The 15,696-nt window shown below is 63.2% G+C and carries 13 protein-coding genes; 4 read left to right on the top strand and 9 right to left on the bottom strand.

Features of this window, described 5'->3' with window-relative positions:
* Positions 1-3 precede the first annotated feature (3 nt).
* From P0Y59_10565 to rpsU, 8 genes are all read right to left on the bottom strand, one after another.
* Positions 4-873: a UTP--glucose-1-phosphate uridylyltransferase gene (locus P0Y59_10565; GenBank protein WEK02092.1), complete on the bottom strand. Its 870-nt coding sequence runs from the start codon at positions 871-873 to the stop codon at positions 4-6.
* A gap of 118 nt (positions 874-991) precedes the next feature.
* Positions 992-2,077: an acyltransferase gene (locus P0Y59_10570; protein ID WEK02093.1), complete on the bottom strand. Its 1,086-nt coding sequence runs from the start codon at positions 2,075-2,077 to the stop codon at positions 992-994.
* A 43-nt stretch (positions 2,078-2,120) separates the two neighbouring features.
* Positions 2,121-2,240, bottom strand: coding sequence for a DUF2474 domain-containing protein (locus P0Y59_10575; GenBank protein WEK02094.1), 120 nt, complete (start codon positions 2,238-2,240; stop codon positions 2,121-2,123).
* Positions 2,240-3,247, bottom strand: coding sequence for a cytochrome d ubiquinol oxidase subunit II (gene cydB, locus P0Y59_10580; protein WEK02095.1), 1,008 nt, complete (start codon positions 3,245-3,247; stop codon positions 2,240-2,242). The genes P0Y59_10575 and cydB overlap by 1 nt, the downstream gene beginning before the upstream one ends.
* Positions 3,244-4,653, bottom strand: coding sequence for a cytochrome ubiquinol oxidase subunit I (locus P0Y59_10585; GenBank protein ID WEK02096.1), 1,410 nt, complete (start codon positions 4,651-4,653; stop codon positions 3,244-3,246). Before P0Y59_10585 ends, cydB begins: the two co-directional genes overlap by 4 nt.
* A gap of 119 nt (positions 4,654-4,772) precedes the next feature.
* Positions 4,773-5,396 (bottom strand): FKBP-type peptidyl-prolyl cis-trans isomerase, encoded by a 624-nt coding sequence (locus P0Y59_10590; GenBank protein ID WEK02097.1) that lies wholly within the window; start codon positions 5,394-5,396, stop codon positions 4,773-4,775.
* Between the two features lie 64 nt (positions 5,397-5,460).
* Positions 5,461-6,057, bottom strand: a complete 597-nt coding sequence (locus P0Y59_10595) for an FKBP-type peptidyl-prolyl cis-trans isomerase (GenBank protein ID WEK02098.1) — start codon at positions 6,055-6,057, stop codon at positions 5,461-5,463.
* An 87-nt stretch (positions 6,058-6,144) separates the two neighbouring features.
* A complete protein-coding gene (rpsU, locus tag P0Y59_10600) occupies positions 6,145-6,351 on the bottom strand; it encodes a 30S ribosomal protein S21 (protein ID WEK02099.1) in 207 nt (68 codons plus the stop codon).
* A 158-nt stretch (positions 6,352-6,509) separates the two neighbouring features.
* On the opposite strand from rpsU, the gene cysS reads away from it, so the two are divergent.
* From cysS to P0Y59_10620, 4 genes are all read left to right on the top strand, one after another.
* The gene (gene cysS / locus P0Y59_10605; protein WEK02100.1) at positions 6,510-7,943 is read left to right on the top strand and encodes a cysteine--tRNA ligase; all 1,434 of its coding nucleotides are present in this window, start codon (positions 6,510-6,512) and stop codon (positions 7,941-7,943) included.
* Between the two features lie 392 nt (positions 7,944-8,335).
* A complete protein-coding gene (locus P0Y59_10610; protein WEK02101.1) occupies positions 8,336-9,271 on the top strand; it encodes an NAD(P)-dependent oxidoreductase in 936 nt (311 codons plus the stop codon).
* 53 nt (positions 9,272-9,324) lie between these two features.
* Complete coding sequence (locus P0Y59_10615; GenBank protein ID WEK02102.1) at positions 9,325-9,948, top strand: hypothetical protein; 624 nt, start codon at positions 9,325-9,327, stop codon at positions 9,946-9,948.
* A gap of 227 nt (positions 9,949-10,175) precedes the next feature.
* Positions 10,176-12,002, top strand: a complete 1,827-nt coding sequence (locus P0Y59_10620; GenBank protein WEK02103.1) for a DUF885 family protein — start codon at positions 10,176-10,178, stop codon at positions 12,000-12,002.
* Between the two features lie 166 nt (positions 12,003-12,168).
* On the opposite strand, the gene P0Y59_10625 is transcribed toward P0Y59_10620, so the two are convergent.
* A complete protein-coding gene (locus P0Y59_10625; protein WEK02104.1) occupies positions 12,169-15,147 on the bottom strand; it encodes a TonB-dependent receptor in 2,979 nt (992 codons plus the stop codon).
* Positions 15,148-15,696 lie beyond the last annotated feature (549 nt).

The raw sequence follows: 15,696 nt of genomic DNA on the forward strand, positions 1-15,696 counted from the left end.
GTCTCAGCGCAACAGGTCGATCGCGAAGGCGCGTACCGACGGCCCGATATCCTCACGGCCGATGGCAAGCGCCAGGTTGGCCTGGATATAGCCCGCCTTGTCACCGCAATCGTAGCGGCGACCATCGAAGGTCAGGCCATGAAATGCCTGATCGCCGATCATCCGCGCCATCGCGTCGGTGAGCTGGATCTCGCCCCCTGCACCCTTCTCCTGGGTTTCGAGCACGCGCATCACTTCTGGCTGGAGGATATAGCGGCCGATCACTGACAGGTTGGACGGCGCGGTACCTGGCTTGGGTTTCTCGACCAGCCCCCTGACCTGGGTGAGCGCCCCGTCCCGCGCACCCGGCGTGATCACGCCGTACATATGGGTCTGGTCTTCCGGCACTTCCTGAGCGCAGATCATGTTGCCGCCGACCTGCATATAGGCATCGACCATCTGCTTCAGGCAGCCGGGCTTTCCGACCATGAAATCATCGGCGAGCAGCACCGCGAACGGCTCATCACCGACGATGTCGCGCGCGCACCATACGGCGTGGCCAAGGCCCATCGGTTCCTGCTGGCGCACATAGGCGACAGCGCCCGGCTTCAGGCGGGTCTGGTGCAGCAGCTCCATCGACTTGCCGCGATGCGCCATCGTCGTTTCGAGTTCATAGGCGATGTCGAAATGGTCCTCGATCGCCGACTTGCCGCGACCGGTGACGAAGATCATCTGTTCGATGCCCGCCTCAAGCGCCTCGTCGACCGCATATTGGATCAGAGGACGATCGACGACCGGCAGCATCTCCTTGGGCAGCGCCTTGGTCGCGGGCAGGAAACGCGTACCCAGGCCACCCACGGGGAATACGGCCTTGCGTAGCGGCTTGATCGGCATCCTGTCTCTCTTCTGAAGCTGGAAACAACGGCGTCGCACTGAAGGATTCAGTGCCCGTCCGCCCCTAGTCGGCGCCCATGCCAAAGGGAAGTGTCGACATTCTCATCAAAGCGCCGACTCACCTGCCGCCGGTGATGAATCGAAGGAAGCCAGGTACCGTCTTCAACAGCAGCCAATAAGCCGAAAGAGCCATTCCGATCACCAGGATGGGCAGCAGCGCATACACGGTCAGCACGGACTGAGCGGTCAAGGGCAGCGTCCGGAACGCCAGCTTCTTGCCGACCGTGACCAGCGGCTCGTGAACGGCGAACACGAAGAACGACGTTGCGCCGAGCCGGACAAGCACATCGCGCCGACGTTCGGACTCGGCCATCCACCGGCTTGCCTTCAACGCCAGCACCACGCCGATCGCGACGGCAGGCCGGAGCAGGTAATTCGTCCACTCCCCACCATGCCTCGTCGCGAAAGCGCCGAGCAAGAGCAGGAACAATGGTGTAATCCACCAGCTCACCCGATCCACGGCAAACAGAGAGCCACCACGAATCGCGACCATGGCACCTACATAGAAGAACAGGACAGGCTCGCCCTCAGGCATGAGGAAGGGCCAGACATAACCCAGCCAGAGAACGGCCAGCAAAGCCAGCGTCGGCCATGCCAGATAACGTACGGCTGCCCAGATCAGCGGCGATACCAGGACGAGCAGCATCAGATCCCGGATGAACCAGAATTGGTAGGCGATGGGATAACGCGTCAGACCGACCACCGCGTCGACCATCTGAAAGGCAGACATGTCGCGGAAAGCCAGATTCTGGCTGTTGAAGAAGGGTGCCAGAGCAGGAGCCGATTGAGCTACCGCAACCAGTGCGAACAGCGCGAGGTTCCAGAAAAGAAAGGGAATCAGCAGGCTGCGTATCCGCGCCCGCAGCTTGGTGCGGTAGGCGGCGAGGGAGAATCGAACGCCCCGGAAGAACAGGAAGCCCGACATCAGGAAGAAAAGCGGTACGGCTATCCGCGCGATCGACCCGGTGATGGTCTGGACGTTCGCCACGATTCGGACATCGGTCAGGGCACGAGCACCGTCAGCGAAATTGGCGGTAAAACCGGAGGCGTGAAGATAGACGATCAGGACGATCAGCGGGAAGCGCAGGACATCCAGCCTGGCGAGATGCCCGTCCCCAACAGTGCCGCTTGATCGTTCCCCCATAACCAAGCCCTAGCATGCCGTCGGTAAGGGAGGAAGACGCGCCTCAGCCCTTGAGCCACCATCTCAGCAGTATCGCCACGATGCCGAGCGCAACGACGCTGGCGGCCCAGATCCCTGCCATCCACGCGAGCCGTTTCCACAGAGGGGCGGTGTCTGCCTGCATCAATGATAGCCGTGCGCACCAACTTTGCCGCGGAACACCCAATAGGCCCAGCCGGTATAACCGAGGATCAGCGGCAGCATCACACCCGCCCCGATCAGCATGAAGACCTGCGACGATTCGGGTGCCGCCGCGTCCCAGATCGTTAGCTGAGCAGGCACGATATAGGGATACATGCTGATGCCCAGCCCGACGAAGCACAGCGCGAACAGCGCAAGCACCAGAAGGAACGGCGCTGACTGAGCTCCACGGCCCAGCGCGCGCCAGAACATCAAGCCGAGGAGCGCAACCAGAACCGGCACCGGCGCCGTCAACAGGATACCCGGCATGGTCAGCCAGCGCGTGTAATAGTCATGGGCCAGGAATGGCGTCGCGGCGCTCACCGCGGCGATGGCGATCAGCGTGATCACCCCGTAGCGCCGCGCGAGTCGATAGGCCTGCTTCTGCGCCTGCCCTTCGGTCTTAGCGATGAGCCAGCAGCTTCCCAACAGAGCATAGGCCGCGAGCACGCTCGCGCCGGTCAACAGGCTGAACGGCGTCAGCCAGTCGAGCCAGGCACCACCATAGCCGCGCCCTGTTATCTTCACGCCCTGCAGCAGCGCGCCGAGAATGATGCCCTGCGCCAGCGCCGCGACGATCGACCCTGTAGTGAAGCCGAAATCCCAGAACGCCCGATGCCGCGGATCACGCCAGCGGAATTCGAATGCGACACCACGGAACACCAGCCCGAGCAGCATGGCGATGATCGGCGGATAGAAAGCCGGCATCAGCACCGCGAAGGCAAGTGGAAAGGCAGCCATCAACCCTCCCCCGCCAAGCACCAGCCAGGTCTCATTGCCGTCCCACACCGGCGCGATCGCGTTCATCGCCACGTCGCGTTCCTCCCCGACGCTGAACGCCGGGAAGATGATGCCGATGCCGAGGTCGAAGCCGTCGAGGACGACATAGGCGAACACGGCGAAAGCAATCAGGAAGGCCCAGATCATCGCGAGATCGTAATTATAGGTCATGACGCCCTCCCCGTCACATCTTGCGCCGGCGCCGGGGCAATGCCGGCGGTGCGGATCGGGGCATTGCCAAGTTCGGGCTCGCCCGGTTCCACGCCCTTGTCGATCAGCTTCAGGATGTACCAGGCACCGATCCCGAACACCGCGAAATAGACCAGCACAAAGGCAATCAGCGACGCGCCCACTGCCGGCGCCGCCAGTGGCGAGGCACTATGCGCCGTGCGGAGCAGGCCATAGACGGTCCAGGGCTGCCGTCCGACCTCGGTGGTGACCCAGCCGGCGATCACGGCGACGAAGCCGGCCGGCCCCATGAGAACCCCGGCACGGTGCAGCCAGCGCCAGTCATAGAGCTTGCCCCGCCAGCGCGCGACGAGGCTCCACAGTCCGAGCCCGAAGATCGCGAAGCCCAGGCCCACCATGATCCGGAACGACCAGAACACGATACCGACTGGCGGCTGCCGGTCCTCGGGGATGGTATCGAGCCCGGCCAGCGGCGCGTTCAGATCGTGCTTCAGGATCAGCGACGACGCCTTTGGAATCTCAACCGCATAGTCGACCCGTTTCTCCTTCGAATTCGGGATGCCGAACAGGATCAGCGGCGCGCCGTTCGGATGACTGTCATAATGTCCTTCCATCGCCATAACCTTGGCCGGCTGGTGCTCAAGCGTGTTCAGACCATGCGCGTCCCCCGCCGCGATTTGAAGCGGGGCGACGAGCGCGGCCATCCACATCGCCATCGAGAAGATCTTCCGCGCATGCGGATCGCTGCTGTCCTTCAGCAGGTGCCAGGCCCCGGTGGCACCAACGACGAGCGATGTCGTCAGATAGGCGGCGATCACGGTGTGGACGAGACGATAGGGGAAACTGGGATTGAAGATCACCGCCGCCCAGGAGCCAGCCATGACGAACTGGCCCTGGGCGTTCGTCGCATAGCCGGCGGGCGTCTGCATCCAGCTGTTCGCCGAAAGAATCCAAAAGGCCGAGATGGCGGTGCCGACCGCGACGAGGCAGGTGGCGGCGAAGTGCAGCTTGCGGCCGACCTTTTCCATGCCGAACAGCATTACCCCGAGAAAGCCCGCCTCGAGGAAGAAGGCCGTCAGTACCTCATAGGCCATCAGCGGCCCGATCACCGGTCCGGTCTTGTCGGAGAACACCGCCCAGTTCGTGCCGAACTGATAGGACATGACGATGCCCGAGACGACGCCCATCGCGAAGGTGACGGCGAAGATCTTCAGCCAGAAGCGGAAGATGTCGAGATAGAGTTGCTTGCCGGTCCGCAGCCACAGCCCCTCGAGCACCGCGAGATAGCTCGCCAGCCCGATCGTGAAGGCCGGGAAGATGAAATGGAAACTGACGGTGAAGGCGAACTGAGCGCGGGCCAGGACGATCGGATCGACAGCGTCGAACATGGGTGCTTCCCCCTCGTTCGCGCAGCTTGCGCCTGCCCGCGCCGGGGCGCAAGTGTAACCGATGCAGCTAGCCGGTCACGCCGGACACGCCGCCGCACCCCTTGCGGGGTGCGCCACCGTCACTTCTTCGGTGCAGCCTCTGCCGGCTTCTGTGCAGTTCCCGCCGGCGGGGCGCCAGCGCCCGGAGGCATCGCGCCCTGCATCTGCTGCCGCATCTGCATCTGGCGGATCACCGCCTCGGGCAGGAAATCGAGCAGCTCAACGTCGAACACCAGCACCGAATTGGCCGGGATGGGACCGGTCGCCTTGTCGCCATAGCCAAGGCTCGGCTTGATCCAGAAGCGGTACTTCGAGCCCTTGGGCATCTGCTTCAGCGCCTCGGAGAAGCCTGGAACGACCTCGTTCACCTTCATCGGCGTCGGCTGCTGCGACTTGTCGAAGGTGGTGCCGTCGGTCAGCTTGCCCTCGTAGTTGACCAGGGCGACGTCAGCGTCAGTCGGCTTCGGACCGCCCTTGCCGGGCGTGACGATCTTGTACTGCAGGCCCGAAGGCGTCTCGACCACGGCCTTGTCGCTGCGGTTCTTCTTGAGGAAGACCACCACCGGATCATTCTGCACCTTCCACCAGGCCATCCCCTGGATCGCACCGAGGGTAGCCAACACGCCCAGGACGATGCCGAGCACGACATAAAGGATCGGCTTCGTGTCGAAAGGCTTCTTGGCGGTCGGCGGAATGGTGGCCATCGGAAATGTTCCTAAGCGCCGCGGCGCGGCAGGCCGCGCGGCAGCTGGAAAGGGGATCGGCGGATCAGCGCGACGGCGGCGGACCGCCCTGGGGCATTTGCTGCTGCATCATCTGCTGCTGCATCATCTGCTGGCGATAGACCGCTTCGGGAATGAAGCCGAGCATGTCGACGTCGAAGACCAGGATCGAGCCGTTCGGGATCTTGGCGGGATCGGGCGAATGCTCGCCATAGGCCAGCTCCGGCTTGAGCCAGAACCGGTATTTCCCATCCTTCGGCATCAGCTTCAGTGCTTCGAGGAAACCTGGAACCGCGCCACCCGAGAGCGGGAAGGGAACGGGCTGCTGCGAGGCATCGAACACCGTGCCGTCGCGCAGCCGGCCGACATACATGACACCGGCGATATCGCTCTTGTTCGGCAGCGCGCCCTCGCCGGCCTTCAACACCTTGTATTGCAGACCCGACGCGGTTTCGACCACGCCGGGGCGACCCTTGTTCCAGGCGAGGAACTGGGCGTTGGATCCCTTGAGCGCGACGACCTCCGCCGTGCCGCGAGTCGCCAGCCAGCCGGCGGCAAGCACCACCGCAAGGATGCCGATCCACAGATACACCAGAATGCTCCGCTTCGTGGGCTGCAGCGGCACTGCGGTGATCGTGGACATCGTCGGGCACCCTTAACCGGCGCCTGAAAGGGCAGCCGGGATTGAGAAGACAGGAAGCGCGGAGGTCAGCCCCCCGCGCCGGCGGTGTTACCGCGCCCCGTCACGCTCCAGCCGCTTGCGCTCCAGCTTGCGGGCGCGGCGGACGGCAGCAGCACGCTCACGGGCGCGCTTCTCGCTGGGCTTCTCGTAATGACGGCGCAGCTTCATCTCGCGATAGACGCCCTCGCGCTGCAGCTTCTTCTTCAGGGCGCGCAGCGCCTGGTCGACGTTGTTGTCGCGAACGATGATTTGCATAAACCCGCAGGTCTCCGGTCAATAGAAATTGGTCGTCGCAAACATGGGTTTGCGCCGTGTGGGAAGGGCCCCTATCAGCCGCCATCCGCATTTTCAAGCGAATTGGCACCTGCCCCGCCGGGTTTGCGGGCGCTCGCCCTCGCGGCTATGGCCACCGCATGACCGGCACGCCCCTCACCCTGTACAACAGCCTGACCCGCTCGCTCGAGCCGTTCAGGCCGATCGACCCCACCAATGTGCGAGTCTATTCGTGCGGGCCGACCGTCTATAATTATGTCCATGTCGGCAATCTGCGCGCCTATGTCTTCACCGACACGCTGAGCCGGGTACTGACCTGGAAGGGCTACCCCCTCACCCATGTCATCAACATCACCGATGTCGGCCACCTGACGTCCGACGCGGATGCCGGCGACGACAAGATGGAGGCGGCGGCAAAAGCCAGCGCGCAGAGCATCTGGGATATCGCCGCGCATTATACCGCCGCATTCAAGGAGAACATCGCGGACCTCAACATCCGCACGCCGACTCACTTCCCGCTCGCGACCGACCACATCCAGGGCATGATTGCCTTTGCCGGGAAGATCGCGCCCGAGCATTGCTACGAGCTTGAGAGCGGACTGTATTTCGACGTGTCGACCGTGCCCGATTACGGACGCCTCGCCCGCGTCGCCGATGACGAGCGCGAGGGTCGGATCGACCCGGTCGCCGGCAAGCGCAACCCGCAGGATTTCGCGATCTGGCGCAAATCCCCGCCGGGCGAGAACCGGCAGATGGAGTGGGAGTCGCCCTGGGGCCGCGGCGCGCCGGGCTGGCATCTCGAATGCTCCGTGATGAGCCAGCATTTCCTTGGGCCAAGCTTCGACATTCATACCGGGGGCATCGACCACCGCGAGATCCATCACCCCAATGAGATCGCGCAGAACCAGGCGCATTGCGACTGCGCCGACACCGGCGCCACGATCTGGATGCACAACAACTTCCTGGTCGAGCGCGAAAAGGGCAAGATGAGCAAGTCGTCGGGCGACTTCACCCGGCTGCAGACACTGATCGACGCCGGCATCCACCCGCTCGCCTACCGCCTGATGTGCCTTAGCGCGCATTACCGGAGCGAGCTCGAGTTCAGCCCGGACAACCTCGCCGCCGCCGCGACCCGGCTGAAGCGGCTGGTGATGGCGGCCCAGGCACTCCGCGCGCGCGATGACGGCGCGGAGACCGGCGACGCCTCGCGCTACCTCGACGCGCTCGACGCGGCGGTATCGGACGACCTCAACACACCCCGCGCCCTGCCAGTGCTCGACGAAATGCTCGCCGACAAGAAGCTGTCGCCCGCGACGCGGCTGAAGACGCTGGCGGTTTTCGACGACGTGCTGGGCCTGAAGCTCGCCGCGCTGACTCGGGAAACGCTGCGGGTGAAGCCGGCGGGCACGGCGATCTCACCCGAGGCGATCGACGCCAGGCTGGCCGAGCGCAAGGAAGCGCGGGTAGCAAAGGATTTTGCACGGTCCGACGCGATCCGGGACGAGCTTACCACAGCCGGCGTCGAGGTGATGGACGGCGATCCGCTTGGCTGGGACTGGAAGCCGACGCTATAGGTTCGACGCCTTCCAACACGACTCGGCAACAGCGGATGATTTTTTCTTCCGCTGTTATGTTGGATTTTCAGGGAAATTTCCACTTGTCGCTCAACGACTTACAATGCGCTTTCCCTGTTACTGCGAAACAGCGGTAAAATCGCCGCGAAACCGGGAAATATTCCCCTGCCGTGCAGGAAAACCGTACGACAAATCGTCCAATATTCACCGTTCATGTCAAAGAGCGCGGACGCCATCGGGCAGGACTCCGCCCGGCCCTATCCTGCGCCACCCCATCGGGGCATTGAATCGATCGGCCAGCGTCGGGCGGCGGGCTTGTCGCAGCGGGGGCCGCGCGGCATGAACCGGTGGCGCCCCCGGAACCATCCGGGGCGACGAGAGGTGCCCGATCGATGAAAGCCGTCCTCCCTGCGCTAGCCCGCCCGCTGATCGAACCGCGCTTGCCCGCCGGGCTTGACGTCGCCTGGTTCGCCAGCCGCGAGGACGCGATGGAGATGATCCTCGACGCAGATATCGCCTGGGTCGACATGCAGCGCGTGGGGGCGATCGGCGAGGCGGTGCTTCGCGCGAAGCACCTCAAATGGCTGTTCACGATCCTGGCGGGGATCGATTTCCTCGACCTGCCGATGCTACGCCGACAAGGCACGATCGTGACCAACGGCACCGGCATCAACGCGCTGGCCGTCGCCGAATATGCGGTGATGGGCGTGCTCGCCGCAGCCAAGCGGTTCGACGAGGTAGTCCGCATCGCCGACCGCCACGAATGGACGCTGAATGCGCCGGGGCAGATCGAACTGTTCGAGACCAAAGCGCTGATCGTGGGATATGGCACGATCGGCGCGATGATCGGCGAGCGCCTGAAAGCGTTCGGCGTCGACGTGACCGGCGTGACGCGGTCAGGTCGCGACGGCACGCTGACGCCCGATGGCTGGCGGGCGACGCTCGGCGACCATGACTGGGTGATCCTGGCGGCGCCCTCCACCGACCAGACCCAGGCGCTGATCGGCGCGGAAGAGCTGGCGGCGATGAAGCCGAGCGCCTGGCTGATCAACATCGCGCGCGGCGACATGGTCGATCAGGACGCGCTGATCGAGGCCCTGACCAGAAGGCGGATCGCAGGCGCCTTTCTCGACACGGTGAACCCAGAGCCGCTGCCACCGGAACATCCCTTGTGGGATGCGCCGAACACGATCCACACGATGCACCTGTCGGGACGGAGCCAGACCAAGATGTTCCAGCGCGCGGCGACGCTGTTCCTGGATAATCTGGAGGCGTTTCTCGCCAAGCGGGAGATGCGGAACGTGGTAAACCTCGAATCGGGGTATTGATACTTTCTTGCCCAATACTTGAATGAACTCAGTTTTTCCTGCAACGCATCGCCGTGACCAGCCTCGCCACCAGCAGCCCAGCAGCACTTGCTCGAATAGAAGAGTTTCTTTTCGATATAGTCGGCCCGCATTTTCGAAAAACTGGTGAGATATCACCGGAGGATTTCTGGATAATCCTTATCTGGAAGGCCAACCGGGCGAAAGGCATGGCACGCTGGCGTATCGAAAACGATACTGGTCTCAGTTGGAACAATGCGGTCAAGGAGATCGCCGAAGAGATCGCTACCGCGGATAATGACGAGGCACGCCTAAAAGCGCTTATGAGCGAACGATGGAAATTTCGCCTGCCAACCGCCAGCGCCATCTTGACCGTTCTCTATCCCGATCGATTTAGCGTCTACGACGTCCGGGCCTGCGAAACCCTGAAGGCTGACCGCCCGGAGGAGGATCATGCCCGATTGGACTGGCCACATACCGACGAGACCTGGACCCGCTACCTAAAATTTCTCGCCGCAGTCCGTTCCGCCGGTCCCGCCTCTTCTACCTTGCGAGAGAAAGATCACTATCTGTGGGGCAGTTCGCTTCTCAGAAGCGTCAAGACCGAGCTCGCCACCCCTGCAAAACCTCCCAAATCGCGAAAACCACGCAAAACAAAACCCGGTAAATCCGCCGGCTAGCGAACCACATCCGCCGACGAAACAGTCAAACAACCGCCAAGCCAGCAACCAAACAGTCCATCACAAGGCTCGCCCGCAAAGAAGAAGCAGGTGCTGGGCCCCCAAGCCCCGCGCTGCGCCGAGGCGGCTTCACCGAAGCGTGATCCGCTCGACAAAGAACGCTGGCAACACCCCCCTCTATCGACCTACAATTTTCGATCTGTTGTATTTCCGGGGAGCACGCAAACATGGACCGTCGCCAATTTCTCTCGTCCGGAGGCGCCGTGGCGCTTGCCACCGCGCTGGCCCCGGCAAAGCTGCTTGCCGAGACTGATGCCGGTGACGCTGCGCTGAACGCCGAGTTCGAGCGGGTCTTCCAGCAGGTGGTCGGGCGGTCACCCGAGCTCGCAACATCCCTGGGACTGGACAAGGGCGCGATGGCTGCGGCGAAAGGGCGGCTGACGCCGCGCACTGCCGAACGACGCGCCAAGGACGTGCAGGAGACCAAGGCATCGATCGCGCGTCTCGCAGGACATGACCGGAGCGCCTTGTCGCCCGCCGGGAAGCTCAACCTCGAGGTGGTGCTCTATTCGCTGAACACGCAGATCGCCGCCCCCGACAAGTTCGGCATCGACAGCGCGATCCGGCCCTATCGCATCTTCCAGCAGGGCGGCGCCTATTTCTCGGTACCTGACTTCCTGAACACAGCGCACACGATTTCGGTGAAGGCAGATGCCGACGCCTATCTCTCGCGGCTCGACCAGTTCGCGACCGTGCTCGATCAGGAAAGCGGCCTTCAGGAGGCCGAGGCGCGCAAGGGCCTGCTCGCCCCTTCCTGGTCGCTCGATCTCACGCTCGGCCAGATGCGGAAACTACGCGGGCAACCGGCGGCGACATCAAGCATCGTCCAGTCGCTGGCCGGACGGGCCAAAGCCAAGGGCATAGAGGGGGATTGGGACGCGCAGGCAGCGCGCATCGTCGAAAGCAGGATCTATCCGGCGCTCGACCGCCAGATCGCGCTGATCGAGCGCCTTAAGCCAACCACCAGGCCGGGCGACGGCATCTGGCGCGTGCCGGACGGCAAAGCGATCTATGCCATGGCGCTCAATCAGGCGACCACCACGACGATGAGCCCCGACGAGGTGCACCGCATCGGCCTTGCCCAGGTGGCGGAGATCACGGCGGAGCTCGACACGATCCTGAAATCGCAGGGTTACACGAGCGGCACAGTGGGCGAACGGCTGGCCAAGCTCAACGTGGCGCCGGACCAGCTTTATCCCGACACGGCGGCGGGCCGCGCCACACTGATCGCCGGGCTGAACGACGGCGTGAAGGCGATGTACGCCAAGCTGCCGGAAGCCTTCCTGACCGTGCCGACCCAGCCCCTGGAGATTCGCGCCGTGCCGGTCGAGATCCAGGACGGCGCCTCCAACGGCTATTACAACCGCGCCTCGCTCGATGGCACACGGCCAGCGATCTATTTCGTCAACCTCAAGGATGTCGGGGACTGGCCGAAATATACCCTGCCGTCGCTTACCTATCATGAGGGCGTACCCGGCCATCATCTGCAGATCAGCCTCGCGCAGGAATCGAAGGACATCCCGACGCTGCGGAAGATCGGCTTCTTCTCCGCCTATTCGGAAGGCTGGGCTCTCTATGCCGAGCAGCTTGCGGACGAACTGAAGGCCTATCGCACGCCATTGGAGCATGCCGGATATCTCCAGTCCTTCCTGTTCCGCGCGACCCGCCTGGTCGTCGATACGGGTATCCATGCGAAACGCTGGGATCGGGAAAAGGCGACCAGCTATATGGTCGCCACGACCGGCTTCGCGCGCCCGCGCACCCAGCGCGAAGTGGAGCGCTACTGCACCCAGGCCGGGCAGGCCTGCAGCTACAAGGTCGGGCACATGGCATGGACGCGTGCGCGCGCAAAGGCGCAGGCAGCGCTCGGTGCCCAGTTCGACATCAAGCAATTCCACGAGATATTGAAGGAAGGCGCGATGCCGCTCGTGATCCTCGAGCGTCGGGTGGACGAACGGATCGCGATGATGAAGCGTGGCACCGGCGGCGCGTGAACGAGCCGGCGATACCCGATCATCTGGCCAACAGATAATATAAGGGCTGCCGCAGACGATCACTGAAGGGAGCAAATCCCCGAAGTGGCGGGGCACAAAAAAGGGGCGGTGGCCGCATGGCCCCCGCCCCTTTTCCAATCCCGGCCTATGCCGGGACAGATGATCGTCAGAACTTCAGGCGCGCACCGATAGTGAACGACCGCCCGAGCGGATCATAGATCGTCGGGAAGGTATTGCCGCTATTGTAAGACGTGCCGCCAACACCCGACCCGACAAGTGGTGGCTTCTTGTCGAACAGATTGTTGAGGGTCAGGCTGAGTTCCAGCTGCTTGGCCGGCATCACCCGGAAGGCGAGGTCGAAATAATCATAAGCCGGGATGCTGCGGAACGCCTCCAGGATCGTCGTAGGGTTCGGCCCCCCAGGCTGCGCTACATCACCCGGAAGTCGGGTGGCGAGGTAAGGCTCAAGCTTAACGCCGCTGATGTGAGTCCATAGCAGCGAGACGTCGAACAGCTCCTGAGCATAGGTGATGCGACCGTTCGAACGCCACTTGGCGCGCGGGTTGGTGCAGCCGCCCGCGCTGTAATAGCCGGTGCAATCGCGATTGATCGAATTCGGCGTTGCCTGGAAGTGGTAGTAGTTGAGCAGCGTTCCGTTGAAACCGAGCGACACGGTGCCGCTGTTGTTGATCCCGACATCCTGCAGCTTGATGCTCTGAGTCACGCCGAAATCGATACCGGCGGTCTCGATGACACCAAGGTTCGAATAGGTCAGGATCACGCCGGGGGTTTCGCCCGCCCCGTTGAGGCTGCCAGTGAGCGGATTGCGGCCGATCAGCGCGCAGAAGGCGTTGAACGTGAAACCCGGGTTGAGCGACGACGAATAGCAGCCATTGAGGATGTCAGCCTGCGCTGGCTGGGTGATCGCGTTACGGATCCGGATATTGAAATAATCCACCGTCAACGCAAAGCCGGGCAGGAAGGTCGGCGCGACCACACCGCCCAGGGTATAGGTCTTCGCACGCTCGACGTTGAGATTGCGATTGCCCGAAGTGGTGTTGTTGATCTGCCCCGACGTCGGTGCCGAGATCGAGCCGATGCTGCTGGCCGGCGCGCCAGTCGCGACGCACAGCGCAGCGAGTCCGCCGGTCACCGCGCCCGAGCAGGGATCGACCGTCAGATTGCCCAGTGCCTGGACGGGCGACTGGTACAGTTCCTGAATGTTCGGCGAACGCACGGCAACCTGGTAAGTGCCACGGAGCTTGAAACCGCGATACGGCTCCCACGTGCCGCCTGCCTTCCAGGTCGTGCTGCCGCCGGTCGTGGTATAGTCGGAATAACGTATGCCGCCTTCAGCCGTCAGACGATAGAAGAACGGCTTGTCCTCGATCAGCGGGATGTTGATTTCGCCGAACACTTCCTTGACGCTATACCGGCCGACATCAGGCGGCGTGCGCGCACCGGTGCCAAGCACCTCGCCCTGGATCTGCGAGGGGCCGTCGGGCTGGCTCGCCGCCGAGATCTTGCGATACTCACCACCGACCGCGAACGCGATCTTGCTCTCGGCGAGAGGCGACGAGAACAGGTCTCCCGACACGCTGCCGGTGATAACGGTCTGTCGCACCTTGCGGTTGATGATCGCGTCGAGATTGATGAATCCCACCTGCTCCGCGGTGATGGAGCCATTGGGCCCGAAAAGATTGAGCGGAACGCAATTGTTGCTCGTATCGACGCAGCGGATTTGCCCGCCTGGCGTACGATAAGCCCGGAGCGCCTGCTGCACCTTGCTGAACGAACCCCAGTTTTTACGAGTCTGGTTCTGCGTCGTCTCGCCATATTGCGCCGAGACATCGTATTTCAGACCCGTGGTGATGTTACCGCGGAACCCGCCCTGGACCTGGAACATCTGCGCTTCGAAGACGTTGCCGCGTGCCCCCATCTCAGTGATGCGCCGCTGCGCGACCACCGGAATCTCGATATAGCCGGGGGTACCCGGCCCGCCCTGGACCGCCGCCGCCGTCGCGCAGTTCGTCGCGGTAATCGTAAGCGCGGTGCAGAGCTGGTTCAGGATCCCGGTGGGCAGATACGGGTTGTTCAGGGCAAGTTGATAGGTGTTGCCGAACGTGCCCGACGAGGCGAGCTGAGTCGCCACCCTGTTGCGGGTGAACATCGCGCTTGAGTAGAATTCCACCCCGTCAGTGATCTCGTAATGCCCCGCCGCGTAGACGTTGATACGGTCGAGCGGAGTCTGGAAATAGGTGCCGATGTTCGTGTTGTAGGTGTCGGAAGCGGTTGCAGCCTGAAGCCGGCCGGTGGCGGGATTGACGACCGCGCCGAAGTCGCTGGGGGGCAAGCCAAGCTTGTCGTTTTTCGGCGACCCGAAGATGGTCACCTGCGCCGCGGCCGCGCCGGAGAACAGACCAGTGGTAGAGCTGACCGGGAAAGCGCTGATCGAGCGGGCGGTGTGAAGCAGCGGATCGGCCTTCGTATAGCCAGCGCTGAACACCACGTTGCCGCGACCATCGGCGAGATTCGCGCCGAGCACGATGTCGGCCTTGAACCGCGCCGCATCGCCACGTTCCGTCACGCGATAGGTTGCGGTCGCATCGATCCCAGAGAAATTACGCTTGGTGATGAAATTGACGACGCCCGCGACCGCATCAGCACCATAGGTCGACGACGCGCCACCCGTCAGCACTTCGACGCGCTGCAGCAGGGCAACCGGGATATTGTTGGTGTCGGTCAGGCCGTCGAGGCCATAGGGTACCAGCCGGCGGCCATCGAGAAGTACGAGCGTGCGCTGTTCGCCAATGCCGCGCAGGTTGATCGTCGAGGAACCGTCCGACCCGTTGTTGACGCCCGAACCGAGCGACGGACGGACCGCCGGAAGGTTGCGGAGCAGATCATCGGCGGTGCCGGGCTGGCGAAACTGGATTTCCTGCGCCCCGATCACGCTCACCGGGCTGGCGAATTCCAGGTCGGACCGAACGATGCGCGACCCTGTGACGATAATTTCGTCATCGGCACGGGCCGTATCAGCCTGTGCTTCTTGGGCCGGAGCGGCCACTTGTGCGACGGCCGGCGACGCGACCAGTGTTGCGAACAAGGTCGTGGCAAGCAGATGGTACCGTATTGAGACTTTCATGTGTGCCCCCGTTTATGACGCGCAACCACCCCCGGCGCGCGTATCGAGTGCCGAAAGATTATTCGGCAATGACACTTTTCCTACACGGGCTTCGCCGCGCGGCAACATCGTTAACATTCCAGACACAGGAAATTTCGCGAACGTTACAAAAGGGCAACACCTGGCCGCATCGGTCCTAAACCGTTGCACGCATCGCCCTGGAAATCAGATCGGAAGCGATATGGCGGTCGCCATGCAGGCTGCCGATGCAGCGATGCCTTTCAGGCCGGGGACCGTCCAGCTTTCCGGCAGCGCGGCGCCCGGCTTGGCCGCGCTGGCGCGAAAATCCCCTTAACCCTGGCCGCGTTTGAAAGGAAGCTGCACAGTCGATCGCCTCGCCAAGGCCGGTGGAATTGCCGCAGTTATGGCGATAGATCGCCCCAAGCCGGTTCCCCTCGGGCGACTTTCGCGCGATGCTGCCCGCTGTCAGGCGGAGTTCCTGGTCGTTCCCGAATCGACGCTCCGCCGGTGCGGGAGGCTGTTCAGCGGACTTCTCCGTCCGTCCTCCGG

Origin of the sequence: Candidatus Sphingomonas phytovorans, from assembly GCA_029202385.1 — a bacterium.
Classification (GTDB): Bacteria; Pseudomonadota; Alphaproteobacteria; order Sphingomonadales; family Sphingomonadaceae; genus Sphingomonas; species Sphingomonas phytovorans.

Excerpts from the sequence above, each read along its gene's own strand:
- P0Y59_10565 (WEK02092.1), bottom strand. The coding sequence starts at position 873 with ATGCCGATCAAGCCGCTACGCAAGGCCGTATTCCCCGTGGGTGGCCTG.
- P0Y59_10570 (WEK02093.1), bottom strand. The coding sequence starts at position 2,077 with ATGGGGGAACGATCAAGCGGCACTGTTGGGGACGGGCATCTCGCCAGG.
- P0Y59_10575 (WEK02094.1), bottom strand. The coding sequence starts at position 2,240 with ATGCAGGCAGACACCGCCCCTCTGTGGAAACGGCTCGCGTGGATGGCA.
- cydB (WEK02095.1), bottom strand. The coding sequence starts at position 3,247 with ATGACCTATAATTACGATCTCGCGATGATCTGGGCCTTCCTGATTGCT.
- P0Y59_10585 (WEK02096.1), bottom strand. The coding sequence starts at position 4,653 with ATGTTCGACGCTGTCGATCCGATCGTCCTGGCCCGCGCTCAGTTCGCC.
- P0Y59_10590 (WEK02097.1), bottom strand. The coding sequence starts at position 5,396 with ATGGCCACCATTCCGCCGACCGCCAAGAAGCCTTTCGACACGAAGCCG.
- P0Y59_10595 (WEK02098.1), bottom strand. The coding sequence starts at position 6,057 with ATGTCCACGATCACCGCAGTGCCGCTGCAGCCCACGAAGCGGAGCATT.
- rpsU (WEK02099.1), bottom strand. The coding sequence starts at position 6,351 with ATGCAAATCATCGTTCGCGACAACAACGTCGACCAGGCGCTGCGCGCC.
- cysS (WEK02100.1), top strand. The coding sequence starts at position 6,510 with ATGACCGGCACGCCCCTCACCCTGTACAACAGCCTGACCCGCTCGCTC.
- P0Y59_10610 (WEK02101.1), top strand. The coding sequence starts at position 8,336 with ATGAAAGCCGTCCTCCCTGCGCTAGCCCGCCCGCTGATCGAACCGCGC.
- P0Y59_10620 (WEK02103.1), top strand. The coding sequence starts at position 10,176 with ATGGACCGTCGCCAATTTCTCTCGTCCGGAGGCGCCGTGGCGCTTGCC.
- P0Y59_10625 (WEK02104.1), bottom strand. The coding sequence starts at position 15,147 with ATGAAAGTCTCAATACGGTACCATCTGCTTGCCACGACCTTGTTCGCA.